The following is a 24581-nucleotide window of genomic DNA, read 5'->3' on the forward strand; positions in this document are numbered from 1 at the left end:
CTCCTACCTGATAAGCCCACTGCCCCTGGCACGCCCATGGACCTTGTCATCGCCCGGCCCGAAGGCCTCTACTGCCCCGCCGGAGATTTCTACATCGACCCCTGGCGCCCGGTGGAGCGTTCGGTCATCACCCACGCCCACGGTGACCATGCCCGCACCGGCAACCAACATTACCTGGCGGCCGCTCCCGGCGAAGGCATCCTGCGCTCGCGCCTGGGCCAGGACATCAACCTGCAAACCCTGGGCTACGGCGAAAAACTCGTGCACCACGGCGTGACCCTGAGCTTCCACCCCGCCGGGCACGTACTCGGTTCGGCCCAGGTACGCCTGGAATACCAGGGCGAAGTCTGGGTCGCGTCCGGCGACTACAAAGTCGAACCCGACGGCACCTGCGCGCCCTTCGAACCAGTGCGCTGCCACACCTTTATCACCGAATCCACCTTCGGCCTGCCGATCTACCGCTGGCAACCCCAGGCGCAGATCTTTGCCGGGATCAACCAGTGGTGGCAGGCGAATATCGCCGCCGGCAAGGCCAGCGTGTTGTTCTGTTACTCATTCGGCAAGGCCCAACGCATCCTGCATGGGATCGACGCCAGCATCGGCCCGATCCTCAGCCACGGCGCGGTCGAGCCGCTGAACCGGGTGTACCGCGAGGCCGGCATCTACATCCCCGAAACCCTCTACGCCGGTGATTTCAAAAAGACCGACCCGCTGCTGCGCCAAGCCCTGATCATCGCTCCGCCCTCTGCCGGTGGCAGTAGCTGGATCAAGCGCTTTGGTGATTACAGCGACGCCTTCGCCAGTGGCTGGATGCGCCTGCGTGGCACGCGGCGGCGGCGCGGCGTGGACCGCGGCTTCGTGCTGTCGGACCACGCCGACTGGCCTGGGCTGTTGTGGGCCATCGAGCAGACCGGCGCCGAGCGGGTGATGGTCACCCACGGCTCCGTCGGCGTATTGGTGCGCCACTTGCGGGAAAAAGGCCTGGATGCCCAGGGCTTCACCACCGAGTACGGTGATGACGAAGAGGAAGCCACGGCATGAAAGCCTTCGCCGAGCTGTACGCCAACCTCGACGCCACCACCTCCAGCAACGCCAAGCTGGCTGCGCTACAGGCGTATTTTGGTGAGGCCGCGCCGCAAGATGCGGCCTGGGCCGTGTACTTTCTGTCGGGCGGGCGGCCGCGGCAATTGGTCCCCACGCGCCTGCTGCGTGATATGGCCACCGAGGCGTCCGGCATCGAGCCCTGGCTGTTTGAAGAAAGCTACCAATCGGTGGGCGACCTGGCCGAAACCATTTCCCTGCTCCTGCCGGAATCGACCTACACCTCCGAAGACGGCCTGGCCGTGTGGCTGGAGGAAAAACTCCTGCCTTTGCGCGGCGTGCCTCCGCTGGAATTGGCTGAGCGTCTACCGGCGCTGTGGGCACAACTGGACCAGCCGAGCCTGATGGTGTGCATCAAGTTGATCACTGGCAGCTTTCGCGTTGGGGTGTCCAAGCTTCTGGTGACCCGCGCGCTCGCGGCCATGGCTGATTTGGACAGCAAGCGGGTGGCGCAGCGGCTGGTCGGCTACACCGATCTGTCGAATCGCCCTACACCTGAGGGCTATCTCAAGCTGATCGCCGCCGAATCATCCGACGAGCATGCGCAACGCGGAGGTCAGCCCTATCCGTTTTTTCTCGCTCACGGGTTGTCGCAACCGCTGGAACAATTCGACACCCTGCTCGGCTCGCCCAGCGACTGGCAGGTGGAATGGAAGTGGGATGGCATTCGTGCCCAACTGGTCAAACGTGAGGGCCGGTTATGGATCTGGTCGCGTGGCGAAGAGTTGGTGACTGAGCGGTTTCCCGAGCTGCATAGCCTGGTCAGCGGCCTGCCCGACGGCACCGTCATCGATGGCGAAATCGTCGTGTGGAAGGACGCCGTGCAACCGTTCGCCCTGCTGCAACAGCGCATTGGCCGCAAGACCCTGAGCAAAAAGGTGCTCGAGGATGCACCGGTCGCCCTCCTGGCTTACGACCTGTTGGAACACCAGGGCGACGACTGGCGCAACCACACCCAGGCTGAACGTCGCACGCAGCTTGAACAGGTGATCGCCGAGTGCAAGCAGCCCGTGCTGCTGCCCTCGCCCCTGCTGACGGGCGAAACCTGGCAGGACCTCGCACAGCAACGCGAAGCCTCACGCCAGCTAGGCGTGGAAGGCATGATGCTCAAGGATCGCAAAGGCCTTTACGGCGTGGGCCGCACCAAGGACATGGGCCTGTGGTGGAAGTGGAAAGTCGACCCGTTCAGCGTCGACGCGGTGTTGATCTACGCCCAGCGCGGCCACGGTCGCCGCGCCAGCCTCTACAGCGATTACACCTTCGCCGTGTGGGACGGCCCACCTGGCAGCGAGCGCACGCTGGTGCCGTTCGCCAAGGCCTATTCGGGGCTGACCGATGAAGAGATGCGCAAGGTCGACGCCATTGTGCGCAAGACCACAGTGGAAAAATTCGGCCCGGTCAGCAGTGTGACGCCAAGCATGGTGTTCGAGCTGGGGTTCGAGGGGATCGCCCTGTCCAAGCGGCACAAGAGCGGGATTGCGGTGCGGTTTCCAAGGATGTTGCGCTGGCGGCAGGATAAGGCGGTGGAGGAAGCCGATAATTTGGGCACATTGCAGGACCTGCTGGCCTGAGATAAATCCCCTGTGGGAGGGGGCTTGCTCCCGATAGCGGAGGGCCAGTCAATACCTCTTTAACTGAGCCGCCGCATTCGCGAGCAAGCCCGCTCCCACATTTTGATCTGCATCACATCCAAAACAGTGCACTCATTTGGCGATGCCCATTTTCGGGCATCTCCTACACTCAAATTTCCCTCGTCTCACCTTTTAAAACGCTCATTCGGAACTATGGTGCAGAAATTGCTACTTGTGATCCGTCTGACACCGTTCAGTAACAGTCCTAAACGCGCCACAAGCGCTTATCTTGGTTTCCAGGGATTACATAATGAAAAAAGCATTGCTGACCCTTTCTGCACTGGCTCTGTGCATGGCCGCCGGTACCGCCTTGGCCAAGGAATACAAGGAATTGCGTTTTGGTGTCGATCCGTCCTACGCGCCGTTTGAATCCAAAGCGGCCGACGGCAGCCTGGTGGGCTTCGATATCGACCTGGGCAATGCGATCTGTGCCGAGCTGAAAGTGAAGTGCAAGTGGGTCGAAAGCGACTTTGACGGCATGATTCCAGGCCTCAAGGCCAACAAGTTCGACGGCGTGATTTCGTCCATGACCGTGACCCCGGTGCGTGAAAAGGCGATCGACTTCTCCAGCGAACTGTTCTCCGGCCCTACTTCGCTGGTGTTCAAGAAAGGCGCTGGCTACTCGACGCCTGAGTCCCTCAAGGGCAAATCCGTGGGCTACGAGCAAGGCACCATCCAGGAAGCCTACGCCAAGGCGGTGCTGGACAAAGCCGGTGTGACCACCAAGGCCTACGCCAACCAGGACCAGGTTTACGCTGACCTGACGTCGGGCCGCCTCGACGCCTCCGTGCAAGACATGTTGCAAGCCGAACTGGGCTTCCTCAAGTCGCCGGCCGGTGCCGGTTACGAAGTCAGCGCCGCCATCGATGACCCGTTGCTGCCATCGAAAACCGCGATCGGTATCAAAAAAGGTAACACTGAGCTCAAGGCACTTTTGGATAAAGGTATCAAAGCGTTACACGATGATGGCACCTACGCCACCATCCAGAAGAAACACTTTGGCGATCTGAACCTGTACAGCGGCAAGTAATGCCCGAGGCGCCCCTTCACCCAAGGGGCGCTTTTTTATCGCCATAGGTCCTGATTTATGTTCGAAGAACTGTTGCAAACCCTCGGGCTGAGCGCGCTCAGTTTGAAGGGTTTCGGCCCGCTGTTGCTGCAAGGCACCTGGATGACCATCAAATTGTCGGTGCTGTCCCTGGCCGTCAGCGTGTTGCTGGGCCTGCTCGGCGCCAGCGCCAAACTCTCCAGCCTGCCCTTCCTGCGCATCCCCGCCCAGCTCTACACCACGTTGATTCGCGGGGTGCCCGACCTGGTGCTGATGCTGCTGATTTTCTACAGCCTGCAAACCTGGCTCACCGGCCTTACCGACTTCATGGAATGGGAATACATCGAGATCGACCCATTCAGCGCCGGGGTGATCACCCTGGGCTTTATCTACGGTGCGTATTTCACCGAGACGTTTCGCGGCGCGATCCTCGCCGTGCCCCGCGGCCAGCTGGAGGCCGCCACCGCCTATGGGCTCAAGCGCGGCCAGCGGTTTCGCTACGTGACCTTCCCGCAGATGATGCGCTTTGCCCTGCCGGGCATCGGCAACAACTGGATGGTCATGCTCAAGGCCACCGCGCTGGTGTCGATCATCGGCCTGGCAGACCTGGTCAAGGCCGCCCAGGACGCTGGCAAGAGCACCTACCAACTGTTCTATTTCCTGGTGCTCGCCGCACTGATCTACCTGTTGATCACCAGCGCGTCCAACTTTGTCCTGCGCCGTCTTGAACGTCGCTACTCCGCAGGCTCCCGGGAGGCAGTGCGATGATCGAACTCTTGCAGGAATACTGGCGCCCCTTCCTTTATAGCGACGGCCAGCACATCACCGGCCTGGCCATGACGATGTGGCTGCTCAGCGCCGCTCTGGTGATTGGTTTTCTGGTGTCGATCCCGCTGTCCATCGCCCGGGTATCGCGCAAACGCCTGGTGCGTTGGCCGGTGCAGTTCTACACCTACCTGTTTCGTGGCACGCCGCTCTACATCCAATTGCTGATCTGCTACACCGGCATCTACAGCATTGCCGCCGTGCGTGAACAACCGCTGCTGGATGCGTTCTTTCGCGACGCGATGAACTGCACCATCCTGGCCTTCGCGCTCAACACCTGCGCCTACACCACCGAGATTTTCGCCGGTTCCATCCGCAGCATGGCCCACGGCGAAGTCGAGGCGGCCAAGGCTTACGGGCTCAGCGGCTGGAAGCTGTATGCCTACGTGATCATGCCGTCGGCGTTGCGCCGCTCGCTGCCTTACTACAGCAACGAAGTGATCCTGATGCTGCACTCGACCACCGTGGCATTTACCGCGACCATCCCCGACATTCTAAAAGTGGCGCGGGACGCCAACTCGGCTACCTTCATGACGTTTCAATCGTTCGGCATCGCCGCGCTGATCTACCTGACCGTGACCTTTGCCCTGGTCGGTCTGTTTCGGCTGGCAGAGCGCCGTTGGCTGGCGTTTCTCGGGCCGAGTCACTAAGGAGATCGTATGCGTCATCAGGTGCATGAACTGATCGCGCCCGTGCCCGGCACGGCGCGGCAGATTCACAGTTTTCACTTTGGCCCGCAGCAGGCCCAAGGCAAGATTTACATCCAGTCCTCGCTGCATGCCGATGAGCTGCCGGGCATGCTGGTGGCCTGGCACCTCAAGGTGCGTCTGGCCGAGTTGGCGGCCGCTGGGCGGTTGTTGAGCGAGATCGTGCTGGTGCCCATTGCCAACCCGGTGGGCCTGGAACAGGTGTTAATGGATATCCCGCTGGGCCGCTATGAGCTGGAGAGCGGGCAAAATTTCAATCGCCGGTTTGTCGACCTCAGTGAAGCGGTCGGCAATCAGGTTGAAGGCCTGCTGGGCGATGATCCGCAGCACAACGTCGAACTGATCCGCGCCGCGCTGATCACCGCCCTGGCGGCACACACCGCCGACACCCAGCTGCAATCCCAGCGCCTGGTGCTGCAACGCCTGGCCTGCGATGCCGACATGGTGCTGGACCTGCATTGCGACTTCGAGGCCGTGGCGCACCTGTACACCACGCCCGAGGCGTGGCCGCAGGTCGAGCCGCTGGCGCGCTACATCGGCTCGGAAGCCAACTTGCTGGCCACCGATTCCGGCGGGCAATCCTTCGATGAATGTTTCACCCTGGTGTGGTGGCAATTGCAGCAACGTTTCGGCGCGCGCTTCCCGATCCCCATGGGCAGCTTTTCAGTGACCGTCGAGCTGCGTGGCCAGGGCGACGTCAACCACGGCCTGGCCCGCCTCGACTGCCAGGCGATCATCGATTACCTGATTCACTTTGGCGCGATCAGCGGCGACGCGCCGCCCTTGCCCGACCTGCCCTACCCGGCCACCCCGCTGGCGGGCGTCGAACCGGTCGCCACGCCAGTCGGCGGCCTGCTGGTGTTCACCGCGCTGCCCGGTGAGTACCTGGAAGCCGGGCAACTGATCGCGGAAATCATCGACCCCATTACCGACCGCGTAACGCCCGTGCACTGCCAGAAGGCCGGCCTGCTTTACGCCCGTTCGCTACGCCGGATGGCCACTGCAGGGATGGTCATCGGCCATGTCGCAGGCACCGAGGCCTACCGTAGCGGCTACCTACTTTCGCCTTGAGGATGCACGCCCCATGTACAAATTGACCGTTGAAGGCCTGCATAAACGCTATGGCGACAATGAGGTGCTCAAAGGTGTTTCGCTCAAGGCCAGGACCGGTGACGTGATCAGCCTGATCGGCGCCAGTGGCTCGGGTAAAAGCACCTTCCTGCGCTGCATCAACTTCCTCGAAACCCCCAACGACGGCGCCATGACCCTCGACGGCCAGCCGATCCGCATGGTCAGCGACGGCAGCGGCATGCGCGTCGCCGATGACGCCGAACTGCAACGCCTGCGCACGCGCCTGGCGATGGTGTTCCAGCACTTCAACCTGTGGAGCCACATGAGCGTGCTGGAAAACATCACCATGGCCCCGCGCCGGGTGTTGGGTTGCAGCAAGAAAGACGCCGAAGACCGCGCCCGGCGCTACCTCGACAAAGTCGGCCTGCCCGCACGCGTGGCCGATCAATACCCGGCGTTCCTGTCCGGCGGCCAGCAGCAACGGGTGGCCATCGCCCGCGCCCTGGCCATGGAGCCGGAGGTCATGCTGTTCGACGAACCGACCTCGGCGCTTGACCCGGAGCTGGTCGGCGAAGTGTTGAAAGTGATCCAGGGCCTGGCCGAGGAAGGCCGCACCATGATCATGGTGACCCACGAGATGAGCTTTGCGCGCAAGGTCTCGAGCCAGGTGCTGTTTCTGCACCAGGGCCTGGTGGAAGAGCAAGGCGCGCCGGAGGATGTGCTGGGCAACCCCACAAGCGAGCGTCTGCAGCAGTTCCTGAGTGGTAATTTGAAGTAAACCTTTGCGACGCCTGGAGGGTCTGTGGAATAGGCCCTCCAGAGCGTTCGCAGCCGCATGGCAAAACCCCTCGACTTCGCTAAACAGTGGTTCAAGGCCAAGGGCTGGAAGCCGTTCGCCTTTCAGAAAGACGTCTGGGCGGCGGTCCGGGATGGCCGCTCGGGCTTGCTGCATGCCAGTACCGGCGCGGGTAAAACCTATGCCCTGTGGTTTGCCGCGCTCAATCGGTTTGCCATTACCCGCCCGCCGGCCACCGGCAAACGCAAGGCGCCCGCCGAGCCGCTGACAGTACTGTGGATTACCCCCATGCGCGCGTTGGCCGCCGACACCGCCCGCGCCCTCGAAGCACCGCTGGAGGCCTTGCAGATTCCCTGGAGTGTCGGCCTGCGCACGGGTGACACCAGCAGCAGCGAACGCGCGCGCCAGACCCGACGCCAACCCACCGCACTAGTCACCACCCCGGAAAGCCTGACCCTGATGCTCGCCCGCGCCGACAGCGAAGTGAGCCTGGCGCACCTGCGCATGGTCGTGGTGGATGAATGGCATGAACTGATCGGCAACAAACGCGGCGTGCAGCTGCAACTGGCGTTGGCGCGGCTGCGGCGTTGGCATCCGGAACTGATGGTGTGGGGGATTTCGGCGACCCTGGGTAATCAGTCCCATGCATTGGAGGTATTGGTCCCACAAGGCGACGGGATCAATGTGCAGGGGCAAACGGCCAAACAGCTGAAAGTCGACACCTTGCTGCCGCCCATCGCCGAGCGCTTTCCGTGGGCCGGGCACATCGGTTTGAAGATGCTGCCGCAAGTGGTGGCCGAGGTGGAAAGCAGCAGCAGTTGCCTGGTGTTTACCAACACGCGGGCGCAATCGGAAATCTGGTACCAGGCGCTGCTCGATGCCCGCCCGGATTGGGCCGGGGTGATTGCCCTGCACCATGGCTCGCTGTCGCGCGAAACCCGTGACTGGGTTGAGCGCGCACTCAAAGACGGCCAGCTCAAGGCGGTGGTGTGCACCTCCAGCCTGGACCTGGGGGTGGATTTTCTGCCGGTGGAGCGGGTGCTGCAGATCGGCTCGGCCAAGGGCGTCGCGCGCCTGATGCAACGTGCCGGGCGCTCGGGGCATGCGCCGGGGCGGCCATCACGGGTAACGCTGGTGCCGACCCACAGCCTGGAGCTGGTGGAGGCTGCAGCAGCGCAGGACGCGATAGCCCAGCGACGTATCGAAGCACGGCAATCGCCGCACAAACCACTGGACGTGCTCGTACAGCACTTGGTCAGCATGGCCCTGGGCGGTGGTTTTACCCCTGAGGCGTTGCTGACGGAGGTCCGTGGGGCGTGGGCCTATCGCGACCTCACCGATGCCGATTGGGCCTGGGCCCTGGGGTTTGTGCGCCATGGCGGCCTGTCGCTGACCGCCTACCCCGACTACCGCCGCGTGGAGCCGGACGAGCATGGCATCTGGCGCGTCCCCGACGCCCGCCTGGCGCGCCGCCATCGCATGAGCGTGGGCACCATCGTGAGTGACGCCAGCATCCAGCTGAAATTCTGGAGCAAAGGCGGTGGCGGCAAGAACCTGGGCAGTGTCGAGGAAGGCTTTATCGCGCGGCTCAAGCCGGGCGATGGCTTTTTGTTCGCCGGGCGCTTGCTGGAGTTGGTACGGGTGGAAAACATGACCGCCTACGTACGCCGCAGCACGGCTAAAAAAGCCGCCGTACCGCGCTGGAATGGCGGGCGCATGCCACTTTCCAACGAGCTGGCGCAAGCCGTCGTGGAACGCTTCGACGCCGCCGCCCACGGGCATTTCGACGGCCCGGAGATGCAGGCGGTGCAACCTCTGCTGCACACGCAGTTGCGCTGGTCAGGCTTGCCGACGCGTGATCACTTGTTGGCCGAAGCGCTGAAATCGCGCGAGGGGTGGCACCTGTTCCTCTACCCGTTTGCCGGGCGCCAAGTGCACCTCGGGCTGGCAAGTCTGCTGGCCTGGCGGGTCAGCCGGAACCAACCGGTGACCTTCTCGATCGCCGTCAATGACTACGGTTTGGAGCTGCTGAGTGCCACCGAGGTGGATTGGCCGTCGTGGCTGAACGATGCGCTGCTGAGTCCGCAGAACCTGCTGGCAGATGTGGTGGCCAGCCTGAATGCCGGGGAACTGGCGCTGCGCCGCTTTCGCGAGATTGCGCGTATCGCCGGGCTGGTGTTTGCCGGCTACCCGGGCGCGCCAAAAAGTACGCGCCAGGTGCAGGCCTCCAGCGGGTTGTTTTTTGAGGTGTTCAAGCAATATGACCCGCAGAACCTGTTACTGGCCCAGGCCGCTGAAGAAGTCCTGCGCGACGAGTTGGATATTCATCGGTTGGAAGAGACCTTGCGTCACCTGTCGGCGCTGAAACTGGACCTGCATCGGATCGAAAGGCCTACGCCACTGGCATTTCCGCTGCTGGTGGAGCGTATGCGTGAAAGCATGAGTTCGGAAAAACTCTCGGAGCGCATTGCGCGGATGGTCAAGGACCTGGAAAACGTCGCGGATAACGGGAAGCGCTGATGCACTGCACACTGATGCTTGAGGGCGAAGAGCTATGGTTGCTGGCGGACAAGGCGGTGTACTGGCCGGCGCGCCAGTGCCTGTTGATCGCCGATGCGCATTTTGGCAAGGCTTCGGCCTATCGCAGCCTGGGGCAGCCGGTGCCGCAGGGGACCACCACCGCAAACCTGCAGCGCCTGGATCGGTTGCTGGCCGCGCTGCCGTGCGCGCAGTTAATCTTTCTCGGCGACTTCCTGCATGGGCCCGGCTCGCATGCCAGCGGCACCCTGAGTGCCCTGAGAAGCTGGCGGGCGCGTAACCCTGAGCTGCCGATGACATTGATTCGCGGCAATCACGACAAGCGCGCGGGCGATCCGCCTGGCGACCTGAGGATTGAGGTAGTCCCCGAGCCGCTGCTGATGGGCCCTTTCGCCCTGCAGCACGAGCCGGACGCCCACCCCAGCCATCATGTGCTGGCGGGGCATGTGCATCCGGTGTATCGGCTGCGCGGCAAGGGCCGCCAGAGCCTGCGGCTGCCGTGTTTTCAGATTGGCACGCGGGTCAGCTTACTGCCGGCGTTCGGCGCATTTACCGGCGGGTTTGCAGTAGAACAGCACAGTGACCATCGAATCTTTGTGATCGGCGACCACGAGGTATGGCCAGTGCGTTGACTGGTTTGCCAGATCTGTCGCAGATCAGCTTCTGTGGCGAGCGGGCTTGCCCGCGTTGGGCTGCGTAGCAGCCCCAAACCAGACGCGGAGTTCTTTCAGGAAAAATGCAGTGACGTTACTGGGGCTGCTTCGCAGCCCAACGCGGGCAAGCCCGCTCGCCACAACAAGCACGCTCGCCACAGGCGAAGTGCGTGTTTTTAGGCAACAGGCGCCGGTGGTGGCTCGTCCGGCAGGGTCGGCTCACCGGGTTCGGTAGGCTGTGGGTAGTCCGGCTCAGGTTGGCCGGGAATGCCGCCCGCGTAGGCGGGATCGGCCATCAGGGACCAGGCCAGAACGCCAATCTGGTTGGGTTCAAGCCGGGCAAGTTCTGCGCTGATTCGCGGGTCGATCTTCATAAGGTACTCCTCAAGCGTGGCTCGGCGCGTTTTACACGCGCCGAGGCAGTACACCTAGATAGAGTCACTTTCCGCAGACTAATTCCCTTTACGCGTAAGACCTTTCGATCAAGCGCGTGGGAGTGTGACGCCGCGCTGGCCCTGGTACTTGCCTGCACGGTCCTTATAGGACACTTCACAGGCCTCGTCGGACTGCAGGAACAGCATCTGCGCCACGCCTTCGTTGGCATAGATCTTCGCCGGCAACGTGGTGGTGTTGGAGAACTCCAGGGTCACGTGGCCCTCCCACTCAGGCTCAAGTGGCGTCACGTTGACGATGATGCCGCAGCGCGCGTAGGTGCTTTTACCCAGGCAGATGGTCAGCACGTCACGGGGGATACGGAAGAACTCCACGGTGCGCGCCAGCGCGAAGGAGTTTGGCGGGATGATGCAGACGTCGCTCTTGACGTCGACGAAGCTTTTTTCGTCGAAGTTCTTAGGGTCGACGATCGCCGAATTGATGTTGGTGAACACCTTGAACTCATCGGCGCAGCGTACATCGTAGCCGTAGCTGGAAACGCCGTACGAAATCACGCGCTCATCGCCTTCGCCGCGAATCTGGCGCTCAACGAACGGTTCGATCATGCCGTGCTCTTGCGCCATGCGGCGAATCCACTTGTCCGATTTGATGCTCATGGCGGGTGTCCTGAATAGCGAGGTGGAAAAATTCTGTTGGGCATCTTACCGGGGCCGGCGTTGGGGTTCAAAGGCCACGGGGCTTTTGTTGATGAATGCCCTGACGAATGCACCTGCTGTTAAAGCCGCAGCCAGCGGGGCCGGGACCCAGGCCGCCGCCGCCAGTGACTGTAAATACCACCGCCAGTCACGAAAATAGAGAAACCTTAGGAAATACCATTGGCACGTTCCGGAAAAAGGGTTAAGGTGGCGCCACTGTGCTGCTTGTGTCACTGAGAATCTCTACACGATATGTTGAATTTCGATCCAACCATCTCCAAGAATTTTTCCTGCTCTTTGCACTCAGTCTCGGCCAGGGCTTTTCCTGAGTCGCAGTTAACTTTGTCCAAGGAGATACACCATGTCTAATCGCCAAACTGGTACCGTTAAGTGGTTCAACGATGAAAAAGGCTTCGGCTTCATCACTCCACAATCCGGTGACGACCTGTTCGTTCACTTCAAAGCTATCCAATCCGACGGCTTCAAAAGCCTGAAAGAAGGCCAACAGGTTTCTTTCATCGCTACCCGCGGTCAGAAAGGCATGCAAGCTGAAGAAGTTCAAGTTATCTAACTTGTACTGACTTAGTCGAAAAGACCCCGCCCTTAAAAGCGGGGTTTTTTTATGCCTGGGATTTGGCCCCAACGCCAACGTAATGCCAGGCACAAAAAAATGTGGGAGGGGGCTTGCCCCCGATGGCGGTGGATCAGTCGATACTTACATTGACTGACACACTGCTATCGGGGGCAAGCCCCCTCCCACATTCAAGCATTCAAGCTGCGTCGCTTATTGGAACAACGACTCACTCGACAAGCCATTCTTCTCCAGGATCTCACGCAAGCGCTTGAGCCCTTCCACCTGGATCTGCCGAACCCGCTCACGGGTCAGGCCAATCTCCAGGCCTACGTCCTCCAGGGTGCTGCTCTCATGGCCACGCAGGCCGAAGCGGCGAATCACCACCTCACGCTGCTTGTCCGTAAGCTCAGACAACCACTGGTCAATGCTTTGGGAAAGATCATCGTCCTGCAGCAGCTCGCATGGATCTGTAGGGCGATCATCCGTCAGGGTGTCCAACAGGGTTTTATCCGAATCCGGACCCAGCGAGACATCGACCGAAGACACGCGCTCGTTCAAGCCGAGCATGCGCTTGACCTCGCCCACCGGTTTTTCCAGCAGGTTGGCGATTTCTTCGGGCGAAGGTTCATGATCGAGTTTTTGTGTCAGCTCACGTGCTGCCCGCAGGTAGACGTTGAGCTCCTTGACCACATGGATCGGCAACCGGATCGTGCGGGTCTGATTCATGATCGCCCGTTCGATGGTTTGACGGATCCACCAGGTGGCGTAGGTCGAAAAGCGGAAGCCCCGCTCAGGGTCGAACTTCTCCACTGCCCGGATCAAGCCCAGGTTGCCTTCCTCAATCAAGTCCAACAGGGACAGCCCACGATTGACATAGCGACGGGCGATTTTCACCACCAGGCGCAGGTTGCTCTCAATCATGCGCTTGCGCCCGGCCGGGTCGCCCTTTTGCGACAAGCGCGCAAAATGGACTTCTTCTTCGGGGGTAAGCAGAGGGGAAAAGCCGATTTCATTGAGGTACAGCTGAGTCGCGTCGAGCGCCCGCGTGTAATCAATGTATTTGTGCTGCTTTAACGCAGTGGAGTTCTTGGATTTGGTGCGAACTGAAGGTACTGCAGGTCCCTCATTCGACATCGATTCCGTAGCGATACCGGTTTCCATAAGGAGAACCTCATCGTCGATGTCAAACTCCGGCGCTTCTTTACTGAGAGCCATTGTTATAGTCCTTTGGTGAGTTCGACCTCAAGCTCAAGCGACGCCTTTATCCTTGGCAACGCTGGAGCCTGTTCCTTCTACGTGAGGGAACAGGCTGTGCAACACATCAACGACGAGGCAGGAATTGCAGCGGATCTACAGGCTTCCCTTGACGGCGAATCTCAAAGTGCAGTTTCACCCGGTCCGTACCAGTTGATCCCATTTCGGCAATTGTCTGTCCGACCTTGACCTGCTGCCCCTCCCGAACCAACAGCCTACGGTTATGACCGTAAGCACTGACGTAGGTATCGCTGTGTTTGATGATGACCAGCTCGCCGTAGCCCCGTAAACCACTCCCGGCGTACACCACCGTCCCATCAGACGCAGCTAAAACAGGCTGTCCCAAATCCCCGGCGATATCAATGCCTTTATTCAAACTACCGTTTGAAGAGAATTTTCCAATCAACACGCCGTTTGAAGGCCACCCCCAACCGGTCGGCGCAGGCCCTGCGGGCGGCAGCGGTGCGGCGGACGGCTTGCTCGCAACCGTCGGCGCAACGGTACCTGCAGGCCGGGTAATGATCGTGGTGCGGCTCGAAGAAGAAGGCGAAGATCCAGTGTTTGTCACAACTGTCGTAGGCGTTGAACCGGTGCGCCCATCGAAGCGAATGGTCTGACCCGGATGGATGGTATATGGCACGGGAATATTGTTACGAGCTGCGAGCGCCTTGTAATCCCAGCCATAGCGGAAGGCAATCGAGAACATCGTGTCGCCCTTGCGAACCACGTATTGGCCCGTGGTGACCGTCGGCTTTTGCGGCACCGAACTGTTACGGTCGACGACCCGCGCGCCACTGCTTGGCGAGCTGGAGCACGCCGCCAACAGGGAACTCAAGACAAGGCCAAGCACCAGTCGCTGAAAGCTTGTTTTACTCATACGCTGCGCAAGACCTGTGAGACTCACCCGCCGCTCCCTTTGTGGTGGCTGAACATGAACGCCTGTATCAGGCTTGAAATATGTCGCAAGTATAACTGGGCATTGGCTTTTTACCGGCACGCGACTGAAACGAAACATTCAGTATGTTGAATACCGGCGCCAACCCTGTTGATTCGATAGACCCCGCCGTAAGACACATCCTCACTGGCAGAATTCACTGCCCGCCGATAAATGATCAGGCCAGCGGACCGTTGAGCAACGGCACGAATCGCACAGCCCCGAGCACGTACCGGGAAAAGCCGTCGTCTTCACGGATAATGAGCATCAATTGTTGCACTTCGCCGGAGCCCACCGGGATGACCAGGCGCCCGCCCGGGGCCAGTTGATCGAGCAACGCTTGCGGAACATCGGTGGCCACCGCCGTGACGATGATGCCGTTGTACGGCGCCAGCGCCGGCCAGCCTTCCCAGCCATCGCCCCAGCGAAAGACCACGTTGCGCAGGTTCAACTCCACCAGGCGCTCCTTGGCACGGTCCTGCAGCACCTTGATGCGCTCGACCGAGAACACCCGCTCCACCAGTTGCGCCAGCACGGCCGTCTGGTAGCCGGAGCCGGTGCCGATTTCCAGCACCTTGTCCAACGGCCCCGCCGCCAGCAGCAGCTCGCTCATGCGCGCCACCATGTAAGGCTGGGAGATGGTCTGGTTGTGGCCGATGGGCAGCGCCGTATCTTCATAGGCTCGGTGGGCCAAGGCCTCATCGACAAACAGATGCCGCGGCGTGCGCCGGATCACTTCCAGCACCTGGGCGTTGGACAAGCCCTCTTCGTACAAGCGCTGGATCAAACGCTCACGGGTACGCTGGGAGGTCATCCCGATGCCGCGACGCAACAGGTCGTCTTGTTCACGCGCCATCAGCTCAGGCCCTCCAGCCATCCATCGAGACCACTGAAGGCATCACTGAAGGTGCGATCAAGTTGCAACGGGGTAATCGAAACATAACCTTGCATTACCGCGTGGAAGTCCGTGCCAGGGCCGCCGTCTTCGGCGTCGCCCGCTGCGGCGATCCAATAGCCTTCCTTGCCTCGCGGGTCGACCACCTTCAACGGCGGCTTCGCGCGGGCGCGATGGCCCAGGCGCGTCAGCTGGATGCCACGAATATGGTCCAGAGGCAGGTTGGGAATATTGACGTTGAGCACCGTGCGCGGCGGCAGCACCAGGGAACCATGGGCCTCCACCAGCTTGCGCGCGAAATAAGCGGCGGTGGGCAGGTTATCCAATTGGCGTGAGGCAAGGGAAAAGGCAAACCCGGTACGCCCCAGGAAACGCCCTTCGAGCGCGGCGGCCACGGTGCCGGAATACAGCACGTCGTCGCCCAGGTTGGCGCCGAGGTTGATGCCCGACACCACCAGGTCCGGCTCCTGCTCCAACAGGCTGTTGATGGCCAGGTGCACGCAGTCGGTGGGGGTTCCGTTGACGCTGATAAAGCCATTGGCCAGGACTTGCGGGTGCAGCGGACGGTCGAGCGTCAGCGAACTGCTGGCGCCGCTCTTGTCCTGGTCGGGGGCGACCACCACGCACTCGGCATAATCCTGCAGCGCAGCATAGAGCGCGGCAAGCCCGGGTGCGGTGGCACCGTCATCGTTTGATATCAGAATACGCATGGGTTGTCCGTCTGCCCCACCGGCACCAGATCAACAAGCTCGCGCACCAATACAGTGGCGAAGCATCCGGCCGGCAGGACGAATTCCAATTGCAGAATGTCCAGCGACGGATAATGCCACGTCAACCCGCCAATGGGCAGTCGCAGAATGCGACGTTCCTGGCTCATGCCGGCATTCACCAGCCAATCGCGCAGATCGGCTTCACTGGCGGCAACCGATTGCTCAAGCGCATGGGTTGCACCGGTGGCCGGCGAATCGCCCTCGCCCCACTGCGGGCCGGTGGGGTGCAGGTCCAGGATCGCCAGGCGTGGGTCGCTGCACTCGGCCTCCCCCGCCGGGAAAAAACTGCGGCTATCGGTAAACGCCAGCAGGTCGCCAACCTGGGCGCGCTGCCAGGATCCATCGGCCACGCGCGCCGCCAGCACCTTGTTGAACAGGTAGCTGCGCGCGGTGGACAGCAGCCGCGAACGCACATTGCGCTGCTCCGGCAAGGCTTTGCGCGCGGCCCATTCACGGGCATCGACAACATTGCCACCGTTATGGCCGAAACGCTGGGCGCCGAAATAATTGGGGATGCCGTGTTGTGCAATCAGTTGCAACCGCGCGTCGATGGCGGCGGTATCACCGGCCAGCTGTGTCAGACGCAAGGTGAAACCATTAGCCGAATGCGCGCCACGTTGCAGCTTGCGTTTATGGCGGGCGGTCTTGAGGATCTTGAGCGTATCGTTTTCTGCTGCGCTCATGTCCGGGTCGGCCTTGCCCGGCAGTTGCACACTAAACCACTGGCGGGTCAACGCCTGGCGATCCTTGAGCCCGGCATAGCTGACGGTGCGCAGCGGCACGCCGGCGGCCTTGGCTATCCGACGCGCAGCCTCTTCGGTATTCAGACCGCGCTTCTCAACCCACAACCACAGGTGCTCACCCTCACCGGTCAGTGGAATATCCAGCACTTCATCGACCTGGAAATCTTCGGCGGTAGCCTTCAGTACCGCGCTGCCCAGAGCCTCGCCATAGGCCCGTGGGCCCAGCAGTTGCAGGTCATTCATGCGCGCAGCAACAAGGCGACGGAGTGCACCGCGATGCCCTCTTCACGACCGGTAAACCCGAGCTTTTCGGTGGTGGTGGCTTTCACGTTCACTTGATCCAATTCAATTTGCAGGTCTGCGGCGATCAGCGCGCGCATCGATTCGATATGGGGCGCCATTTTCGGCGCCTGGGCCACGATGGTGTTGTCGACGTTGCCGACCTTCCAGCCCTTGGCGTGGATCAGGCCAACCACATGGCGCAGCAATACCCGGCTGTCCGCGCCCTTGAAGGTCGGGTCGGTGTCCGGAAAATGCTTGCCAATATCACCCAGCGCCGCAGCGCCGAGCAAGGCATCGCTCAAGGCGTGCAACACAACGTCGCCGTCGGAATGAGCCAGCAACCCATGGTGGTGTGCAATGCGCACGCCGCCCAGGGTGATGAAATCGCCTTCAGCGAAACGGTGCACATCGTAGCCGTGGCCAATACGCATAAAAAAACGCCCCGATTTAATTCAGGGCGTGATTCTACCTACTTTTGCCTCACATTAACCGAGCAAAGCACGACCATGGTGTCGCAAATGGTCCTCGATGAAGCTGGCGATAAAGAAGTAGCTGTGGTCATAGCCGGGCTGCAGGCGCAGTTCCAGCGGGTGGTTCGCCGCCTTGGCCGCTTGCACCAGGGCGTCAGGCTTGAGCTGCACCGCGAGGAAGTCGTCGCGGTCGCCCTGGTCGACCAGCAATGGCAGTTTTTCCGAGGCTTCGCTGATCAGCACGCAGGCATCCCATTCGCGCCACTTTGAGCGCTCTTCACCCAGGTAACGGGAGAAGGCTTTCTGCCCCCATGGGCAATCCATCGGGTTGTTGATCGGCGAAAACGCCGACACCGACTGATAACGCCCCGGGTTGCGCAAAGCACATATCAGCGCGCCGTGGCCCCCCATGGAGTGGCCACTGATACCGCGCCGATCGGATGCGGGGAAATGCGCTTCAACCAACGCAGGCAATTCCTGCACTACATAGTCATGCATCCGATAGTGCTTGGCCCAGGGTTCCTGCGTGGCATTCAGATAGAAGCCAGCGCCGAGGCCGAAATCCCAAGCGTTGTCCGGGTCGCCCGGCACACCGGGGCCGCGCGGGCTGGTGTCGGGTGCGACGATGATCAACCCCAACTCGGCGGCCATGCGCTGGGCGCCGGCTTTCTGCATGAAATTCTCATCGGTGCAGGTCAGCCCGGACAGCCAGTACAACACCGGCAACTTGCCGCCCTGCTCCGCTTGCGGCGGCAGATAGACGGCGAAAGTCATGTCGCAACCAAGCACATCGGAGTGATGTTTATAGCGTTTATGCCAGCCGCCGAAGCTCTTCTGGCACGACAGGTTTTCCAGACTCATGGCCGACCTCAGAAGTGGATGACGGTACGAATGCTCTTGCCTTCATGCATCAGGTCAAACGCCTTGTTGATATCTTCCAGACCCATGGTGTGGGTGATGAAGGTATCCAGCGGGATCTCGCCGGTCTGGGCCATTTCCACGTAGCTTGGCAATTCGCTGCGGCCGCGTACGCCGCCGAATGCCGAACCGCGCCAGACGCGACCAGTCACCAGCTGGAAGGGGCGCGTGGCGATTTCCTGGCCGGCACCGGCGACGCCGATGATCACCGACTCGCCCCAGCCTTTGTGGCAGCACTCAAGGGCGGCGCGCATCAGCTGGACATTGCCGATGCACTCGAAGGAAAAGTCCACACCGCCGTCGGTCAAGTCAACGATCACGTCCTGGATCGGGCGGTCGTAGTCTTTCGGGTTGATGCAGTCGGTGGCGCCCAGTTGCTTGGCGATTTCGAACTTGGCCGGGTTGATATCAATGGCGATGATACGGCCAGCCTTGGCCTTGACTGCGCCGATGATGGCCGACAGGCCAATACCGCCGAGGCCGAAGATGGCTACGGTGTCGCCCGGCTTGACCTTGGCGGTGTTGATCACCGCACCGATACCGGTGGTGACGCCGCAGCCCAGCAGGCAGACTTTTTCCAGCGGCGCTTCTTTAGGAATCTTGGCCACGGAAATTTCCGGCAGCACGGTGTACTCGGAGAAGGTCGAGGTGCCCATGTAGTGGAAAATCGGCTGGCCTTTGTAGGAAAAGCGCGTGGTGCCATCAGGCATCAGGCCTTTGCCCTGGGTGGAGCGGATGGCCTGGCATAGGTTGGTTTTGCCCGACAGGCAGAATTTGCACTTGCCGCATTCCGGGGTGTACAGCGGGATCACGTGGTCGCCGACGGCAACCGAGGTCACGCCCTCGCCGATGGCTTCAACCACCGCACCGCCCTCATGGCCGAGGATCGACGGGAAGATGCCTTCCGGGTCAGCGCCCGACAGCGTGTAGGCGTCGGTATGGCACACGCCAGACGCGACCACCCGCAACAGCACTTCACCAGCCTTGGGCATGGCGACATCCACTTCAACAATCTCCAAAGGCTTCTTGGCTTCGAAGGCTACAGCGGCGCGGGACTTGATCATCCGGGGTTTCTCCATCGGGTTAAAAACTGAGAAGGAGAGTGTAAAACATGGCTCACTGATTAATAATCCGGACAAAAGCAAAACTTTATTGCTGTACAGGGATAATCACCATGCTGGAAAACCGCTGGGAAGGCATTGATGAGTTCGTCGCCGTAGCCGAATGCTGCCAATTCACGGCAGCGGCCGAGCGGCTGGGCGTGTCGTCGTCGCATATCAGCCGGCAAGTCGCGCGCCTCGAAGAACGCCTGCAAACACGGTTGCTGTATCGCAGCACCCGACGCGTCACGCTGACGGAGGCCGGCCAGACCTTTTTGCAACACTGCCAGCGCTTGCAGGATGGCCGCGAGGAAGCCCTGCGCGCCGTGGGCGACCTGGCCAGCGAACCCAAGGGCATGTTGCGCATGACGTGCGCGGTGGCGTATGGCGAACGGTTTATCGTGCCGCTGGTGACACGCTTTATGGGCCTGTATCCGCAATTGCGGGTGGACGTGGAGCTGAGCAACCGCCAGCTGGACCTGGTACATGAGGGCCTCGACCTGGCCATTCGCCTGGGGCGCCTTGCCGACTCGCGCATGGTCGCCAGCCGCCTGGCGCCACGCCGCATGTACCTGTGCGCATCACCCTCCTACGTTGAACGGTATGGCCGCCCACACAGCTTGTCGGAACTGAGCCGGCACAACTGCCTGATCGGCAGCTCGGATATCTGGCAACTGGAGCAGGACGGGCGGGAGTTTTCCCAACGAGTACAGGGAAACTGGCGTTGCAACAGTGGGCAGGCAGTGCTGGATGCCGCACTCCAGGGCGTCGGCCTGTGTCAGTTGCCTGACTACTACGTGCTGGAGCACCTGAAAAGCGGGGCCCTGGTGTCGCTGCTCGAGGCGCACCAGCCGCCGAACACGGCCGTTTGGGCGCTTTACCCGCAACAACGCCATCTCTCGCCCAAAGTACGCAAACTGGTCGACTTCCTCAAAGACGGGCTGGCACAACATGCCGTCTACACCGCCATATAGATAACGCCTGGTCATCCGCCGTTTGCCTGCCAATACACACAGATTTCATTGCGTGAAGGCCAACAGATGACCACCCAAACCCCACAGATTCAACGCACCAACCACTTTATCCGCAAGGTACTGGCCGACTTCCCCGTGCCCAGCGAAATTGCTGACCGGTTGATCCGCGAGCACGCCCAACCGTTCTGCGACGAAGAGCTGGACCCTGACACCACGCTGCTGACGACTATCGAATACAACACCGATAACCCCGACGCGCCTTTCACCGGCGCCATCGTCCAGTCGATGACCCTGACCGAAGCGATGATCGCCAATGCCCCCGAGCCCCCTGGTGGCCTGGTCAATTTCACGGACTTTTCGCTGACCGCGCCGTATTTCACCATCGTCCCCGAGTTGCCGCGCCTGATGGATAACCGCATCCCGGCGATGTTCAACGAAGAGTTCATCGCGGCCGGCTGGATTCCACCACGGCGCTATGAGGCGATTTACCTGCACAGCGAGCCACAGGCTTATGGGCCGAGCACCCAACTGAGCATCTCCCCGCAAACCTTTCGCAACGCGGTGCAATCGAGCAATTTCGAGCAGGTTTACAACGAGGCCATCACGGCGTTCTGGGACAAGCACCAGGAAAACTACAAAACCCTGATGCGCATGGCCTTCATCCAAGGCTATCTGAATCAGTTCGAAGAATTCACGCTGACCGATGAAGAGCGCCGGCTGGCGGCGCGAGCAGCGGGAGTCAACGCCGGCAAGGATTTCAGCGACTTGTCCCTTGAAGACCTGCAGGCGCCCTACGTGCTGGATAAAAATCTTTCGCTGCGCCTGCTGCGTATCCATCACAGCGAAGCCACCGACATTCTCACCATCACTGACAACCAGAGCCAGATCACCCTGCTCTACATTCCGGGCAACTCGTCGCCCTTCCACGGTTTTATCAATCCGGCATCAATGCGCTCGTGGCTGGTGGGCGCGGCCAAGACGGCCACTCAACGCAAAGCCCTGACCAACCATTTCGAACCCGAAACCGTCGACGCAGGCCTGATCTACAGTGGGGTCGAGGAAGCCTTGGTGGGAATGACCGCCTTTCCCGGCCCCGCCCCGACGTCTGGCCTTTTCAATAGCCTGCTGCCAAACGCCTATTGGGATCCGGAGCAATACATCAACAACCCCATGTACCCGGCGCTGAGCGGCAACCCTTTCGACTATATAACCCGACAGGTGAAGGCACGTATCAGCAAGTTGATGGCGCGCACCCTCGTTTCGCCCCTCGACACCAAGAAGGCGAATACCCTCGACGCCCTGGAAAAAGGCTGTTTGCTGGCGATCCCCCTGGCCCTCGCCATGCGATCAGCACTGCTTGCAGAGTTTTGTTTCCTGACCCAGGGCCTCACCGAGATGGCAATCGGTACCGACGACATACTCACAGACAAACCCAAAGGCGCGGAGCGGATCATCTTCGGCGCCCTGAACGCATTGCCCGTGGCGATCCACGGCCTTGGCACCCAGGCCGCCACCCTCAACAGCTTGCGCAGTCAGCTAGGCAAGGCTGTTCGACAGGCGAGCGGCAATATCAAGGTCAGCATCGTCTCCAGCAGTTCGACGCCGGTCCCGGATCCGGGTCGAGTGCTGAGCACCTGGCCCCGCCCTACGGGCCTGCAAACCGTGAAGATACTGGGCAAATCATTCATTACCTACCTGACGCCCGATGAAAGCGGTTTTTTCGAACTGTTCATGAATGACCCAGAAACCCCCTTGAACATCCACGCAACCGGGCTTTACGCCATCCAGAGCGCCGATCTGCACTGGCGGGTAGCGGGACTGAGCGGCGGCGGTGCATTCCGCAACAGCTGGCAGCGCATTTACCGGTTTTTTGGCGGCCCTGCCCATTCCAGCCTTTTCAATGCCTATGAAATGCCCAGCCCGCTGCGCGAGGCCGTGGCGAGCATGATGAGCGACCACAGTTCATTTTCCGCAGACTTCGAACCGCTTGGAAGCCAACAACAGCCACTCAGGGATGCACGCAACCTGTTCTTTGAGAAAAGAAACAAACTGGCCGAAGACGCGACGACCTTCTTTAACAACCGCACGTCATCCCCCGTACGGCCGGTATTACCGACCTTCGGCCTCGACGAGTCCCAAACCAGCATCATCCACAAACTCTTCAGCGTCAGCGATGGGCTGGTGCTCGGCGAAAGCCACGATGCGCTGTCGAGCAAGGCTTTTCTGATGGACAACATGCAGGCGCTGGCGCGCGAAGGGGTCAAGCGGATCTATTTCGAGCATTTGCTGACGGACGTTCACACGCCGCTGATCAAGCTGTTCTACCGTTCCAGGACGGCAGCCATGTCGAATGAATTGATAAGCTACCTGAGGGGCATTTATCCGCCCCGCAGCGACAGCCATTACTCGTTTTTGAATATTTTGATCAAAGCCAGGGAGGCAGGGATCAAGATCCAACCCATCGACTGCACCGCCAGTTACATGGTCAGGGACATGACAGACGCCAATGGCACGCTGCGCCAACGCATGATGAACTTCTTTGCGACCGAGGTGATCAAGTGGGTCCAGACCACCAAAAGCCATCCAGGGAAATGGGTCGCGCTGGTCGGTGACAGCCACACCAACAATTACCGGGGCGTCCCCGGCTTGGCCGAGCTGACCGGTAGCATCGGCCTGCGAGTAGAGGACGCGCGCGTCGGACAGCGACTGGGGATCGAAGCCGACCCCGGCCGAACCTCCAGCATGGGAATTGGCAAAGGCGATGCGACGGTGAAGGCCGACTTTGTATTGCGGGTTGATACCACATCATTGCAAAAACCCGCGCTCGTGCTCCCCGGCCCATCGCACAGCCTGGCGGTCAAATCGCCCCAGGCACAGCTGAGCAAACCGGGGCAGTTCCAATTAACGGCGGCCACGCCCACCACGGCTGCGCAGATTCTCTACCGATCACGGCGCGGCAACATCCAAACCTTCGAGGTCACTCAAACCGCAAAGCTGTTTTCCATCAGCGCGCCAGGCTGGTCAATCGACCAAAAGCCCTTCAGCAGCGTGCAAGCCTTGGTGGATGCACTGAAAACCAGGCCCGGCGTGGAGCAGGTAACCGACTGACTCAAACAGGCTGGCTGGCCCGACGCTGACGCAGCCATTCAAGGTCTTCCGGGCGGGTGACCTTGATATTGTCCGCACGGCCTTCGATCAGGCGCGGCGCGTGCCCGGCCCATTCCATGGCGGACGCCTCGTCGGTGATCACCACGTCGGAGACCAGGCTGTCGGCCAGGGCCTGATGCAAGGCGCCCAGGCGGAACATCTGCGGGGTATAAGCCTGCCAGATTTCGCTGCGGTCGATGGTTTCGACTACTCGGCCCTGCTTGTCGGCGCGCTTGAGGGTGTCGCGCGCCGGCACCGCGAGCAGCCCGCCAACAGCATCGCCGGCCAGCTCATCGAGCAGCTTGTCGAGGTCGTCGCGGTTGAGGTTGGGCCGCGCGGCATCGTGGACCAGCACCCAATCGTCATCACTGGCGCCCTGTGCGTGCAAGTACAACAAAGCGTTCAGCACCGAACCCGAGCGCTCTGCTCCACCATCCACCCGCACGATACGCGGGTCGGTGGCGCACGCCAGGGTTGGCCAATAGGGATCATCCACAGCAACGCTGACCACCAGCCCCTTGAGGCCTGGGTGATCGAGGAAACAGCCAAGGCTGAGTTCAAGAATAGTGCGCCCGCCCAGTTGCAGATATTGCTTGGGACGGTCTGCGGCCATACGGGCACCGACGCCCGCGGCAGGAATCACGGCCCAGAAGGCCGGTGACGGAATACTCATTGGGCCAACTGGTAGAGGGTTTCGCCCTCCTTGACCATGCCCAACTCATGACGAGCCCGCTCTTCAACGGTCTCCGTACCTTTTTTCAACTCAAGCACTTCGGCATCGAGGACGCGATTGCGCTCCAGCAGGCGTTCGTTTTCGGCATGCTGATCGGCAATTTGCTGGGTCAGGTCTTTTACCTGCGCAAAGCTGCCATTACCCACCCATAGGCGGTATTGCAGGCCAGCCAGCAACAAGAGCAAGACGAGGAACAACCAATTGGGACTGCGCATCGAATATCGGGTATCCAGTGAAAAAAGACAGCCATGCAAAACTTTTACAGCAACTGATAGCACGAAGCCTGGAAGACCCAGGCTTGTGCTTGATAGCCATCAGATTAGCGTTGA

The 24581-nt window shown here is 61.0% G+C and carries 24 protein-coding genes; 12 read left to right on the top strand and 12 right to left on the bottom strand.

Annotated features, from left to right (window positions below):
* Positions 1–36: 36 nt before the first annotated feature.
* The 9 genes from GIW02_RS16105 (at position 37) to pdeM (ending at position 10349) form a co-directional block, all read left to right on the top strand.
* Entirely contained in the window at positions 37–1041 is a 1005-nt protein-coding gene (locus GIW02_RS16105) for a ligase-associated DNA damage response exonuclease (RefSeq protein ID WP_236418449.1), read from the top strand.
* Positions 1038–2672, top strand: a complete 1635-nt coding sequence (locus GIW02_RS16110) for an ATP-dependent DNA ligase (protein WP_236418448.1) — start codon at positions 1038–1040, stop codon at positions 2670–2672. The genes GIW02_RS16105 and GIW02_RS16110 overlap by 4 nt, the downstream gene beginning before the upstream one ends.
* 310 nt (positions 2673–2982) lie before the next feature.
* Entirely contained in the window at positions 2983–3762 is a 780-nt protein-coding gene (locus tag GIW02_RS16115; RefSeq protein ID WP_027604451.1) for a transporter substrate-binding domain-containing protein, read from the top strand.
* A gap of 57 nt (positions 3763–3819) precedes the next feature.
* Positions 3820–4548, top strand: a complete 729-nt coding sequence (locus GIW02_RS16120; RefSeq protein WP_053137181.1) for an ABC transporter permease — start codon at positions 3820–3822, stop codon at positions 4546–4548.
* On the top strand, positions 4545–5255 hold the full coding sequence (locus GIW02_RS16125) for an ABC transporter permease (protein WP_236418447.1): 711 nt from the start codon (positions 4545–4547) through the stop codon (positions 5253–5255). The genes GIW02_RS16120 and GIW02_RS16125 overlap by 4 nt, the downstream gene beginning before the upstream one ends.
* 9 nt (positions 5256–5264) lie before the next feature.
* Entirely contained in the window at positions 5265–6383 is a 1119-nt protein-coding gene (locus tag GIW02_RS16130; RefSeq protein WP_236418446.1) for a succinylglutamate desuccinylase/aspartoacylase family protein, read from the top strand.
* A 13-nt stretch (positions 6384–6396) separates the two neighbouring features.
* Positions 6397–7161 carry an ATP-binding cassette domain-containing protein gene (locus tag GIW02_RS16135; RefSeq protein ID WP_236418444.1) on the top strand — a complete coding sequence of 255 codons (765 nt, stop codon included), beginning with the start codon at positions 6397–6399 and terminating at the stop codon, positions 7159–7161.
* Between the two features lie 57 nt (positions 7162–7218).
* Positions 7219–9699, top strand: coding sequence for a ligase-associated DNA damage response DEXH box helicase (locus tag GIW02_RS16140; RefSeq protein WP_236418442.1), 2481 nt, complete (start codon positions 7219–7221; stop codon positions 9697–9699).
* Complete coding sequence (pdeM, locus tag GIW02_RS16145) at positions 9699–10349, top strand: ligase-associated DNA damage response endonuclease PdeM (RefSeq protein ID WP_236418440.1); 651 nt, start codon at positions 9699–9701, stop codon at positions 10347–10349. The genes GIW02_RS16140 and pdeM overlap by 1 nt, the downstream gene beginning before the upstream one ends.
* 197 nt (positions 10350–10546) lie before the next feature.
* Here pdeM and GIW02_RS16150 read toward each other — a convergent pair whose 3' ends face one another.
* Together GIW02_RS16150 and dcd are read right to left on the bottom strand one after the other, a co-directional pair.
* A complete protein-coding gene (locus GIW02_RS16150) occupies positions 10547–10744 on the bottom strand; it encodes a hypothetical protein (RefSeq protein ID WP_010212420.1) in 198 nt (65 codons plus the stop codon).
* A 108-nt stretch (positions 10745–10852) separates the two neighbouring features.
* On the bottom strand, positions 10853–11419 hold the full coding sequence (dcd, locus tag GIW02_RS16155; RefSeq protein ID WP_003189215.1) for a dCTP deaminase: 567 nt from the start codon (positions 11417–11419) through the stop codon (positions 10853–10855).
* A gap of 400 nt (positions 11420–11819) precedes the next feature.
* Between dcd and GIW02_RS16160 the strand changes: the two genes are divergently transcribed.
* Positions 11820–12029 (top strand): cold-shock protein, encoded by a 210-nt coding sequence (locus tag GIW02_RS16160; protein WP_002554837.1) that lies wholly within the window; start codon positions 11820–11822, stop codon positions 12027–12029.
* A 213-nt stretch (positions 12030–12242) separates the two neighbouring features.
* Here the strand turns inward: GIW02_RS16160 and rpoS are convergent, their stop codons facing one another.
* The 8 genes from rpoS to GIW02_RS16200 form a co-directional block, all read right to left on the bottom strand.
* On the bottom strand, positions 12243–13247 hold the full coding sequence (rpoS, locus tag GIW02_RS16165) for an RNA polymerase sigma factor RpoS (protein ID WP_025855149.1): 1005 nt from the start codon (positions 13245–13247) through the stop codon (positions 12243–12245).
* A 106-nt stretch (positions 13248–13353) separates the two neighbouring features.
* Complete coding sequence (locus GIW02_RS16170) at positions 13354–14190, bottom strand: peptidoglycan DD-metalloendopeptidase family protein (protein WP_236418214.1); 837 nt, start codon at positions 14188–14190, stop codon at positions 13354–13356.
* 208 nt (positions 14191–14398) lie between these two features.
* Positions 14399–15034, bottom strand: a complete 636-nt coding sequence (locus tag GIW02_RS16175; protein ID WP_236418215.1) for a protein-L-isoaspartate(D-aspartate) O-methyltransferase — start codon at positions 15032–15034, stop codon at positions 14399–14401.
* A 41-nt stretch (positions 15035–15075) separates the two neighbouring features.
* Positions 15076–15825 (bottom strand): 5'/3'-nucleotidase SurE, encoded by a 750-nt coding sequence (surE, locus tag GIW02_RS16180; protein ID WP_236418213.1) that lies wholly within the window; start codon positions 15823–15825, stop codon positions 15076–15078.
* Positions 15813–16871: a tRNA pseudouridine(13) synthase TruD gene (truD, locus tag GIW02_RS16185; RefSeq protein ID WP_236418212.1), complete on the bottom strand. Its 1059-nt coding sequence runs from the start codon at positions 16869–16871 to the stop codon at positions 15813–15815. The genes surE and truD overlap by 13 nt, the downstream gene beginning before the upstream one ends.
* Positions 16868–17341, bottom strand: coding sequence for a 2-C-methyl-D-erythritol 2,4-cyclodiphosphate synthase (gene ispF, locus GIW02_RS16190; RefSeq protein WP_012722614.1), 474 nt, complete (start codon positions 17339–17341; stop codon positions 16868–16870). Before ispF ends, truD begins: the two co-directional genes overlap by 4 nt.
* A 54-nt stretch (positions 17342–17395) precedes the next feature.
* Positions 17396–18241: an S-formylglutathione hydrolase gene (fghA, locus tag GIW02_RS16195; protein WP_236418211.1), complete on the bottom strand. Its 846-nt coding sequence runs from the start codon at positions 18239–18241 to the stop codon at positions 17396–17398.
* Positions 18242–18249: 8 nt separating this feature from the next.
* Positions 18250–19362 (bottom strand): S-(hydroxymethyl)glutathione dehydrogenase/class III alcohol dehydrogenase, encoded by a 1113-nt coding sequence (locus tag GIW02_RS16200; RefSeq protein ID WP_101267287.1) that lies wholly within the window; start codon positions 19360–19362, stop codon positions 18250–18252.
* A gap of 110 nt (positions 19363–19472) precedes the next feature.
* Between GIW02_RS16200 and GIW02_RS16205 the strand changes: the two genes are divergently transcribed.
* Positions 19473–20372, top strand: a complete 900-nt coding sequence (locus GIW02_RS16205; protein WP_236418210.1) for a LysR substrate-binding domain-containing protein — start codon at positions 19473–19475, stop codon at positions 20370–20372.
* A gap of 66 nt (positions 20373–20438) precedes the next feature.
* Positions 20439–23480, top strand: coding sequence for a membrane-targeted effector domain-containing toxin (locus tag GIW02_RS16210; RefSeq protein ID WP_456361647.1), 3042 nt, complete (start codon positions 20439–20441; stop codon positions 23478–23480).
* Position 23481: 1 nt separating this feature from the next.
* Here the strand turns inward: GIW02_RS16210 and ispD are convergent, their stop codons facing one another.
* Together ispD and ftsB are read right to left on the bottom strand one after the other, a co-directional pair.
* Positions 23482–24192, bottom strand: a complete 711-nt coding sequence (gene ispD, locus GIW02_RS16215) for a 2-C-methyl-D-erythritol 4-phosphate cytidylyltransferase (protein WP_236419944.1) — start codon at positions 24190–24192, stop codon at positions 23482–23484.
* On the bottom strand, positions 24189–24467 hold the full coding sequence (ftsB, locus tag GIW02_RS16220; protein WP_003172294.1) for a cell division protein FtsB: 279 nt from the start codon (positions 24465–24467) through the stop codon (positions 24189–24191). The genes ispD and ftsB overlap by 4 nt, the downstream gene beginning before the upstream one ends.
* Between the last annotated feature and the right edge of the window lie 114 nt (positions 24468–24581).

The organism is Pseudomonas syringae (assembly GCF_021606685.1).
GTDB classification, from domain to species: domain Bacteria; phylum Pseudomonadota; class Gammaproteobacteria; order Pseudomonadales; family Pseudomonadaceae; genus Aquipseudomonas; species Aquipseudomonas syringae_R.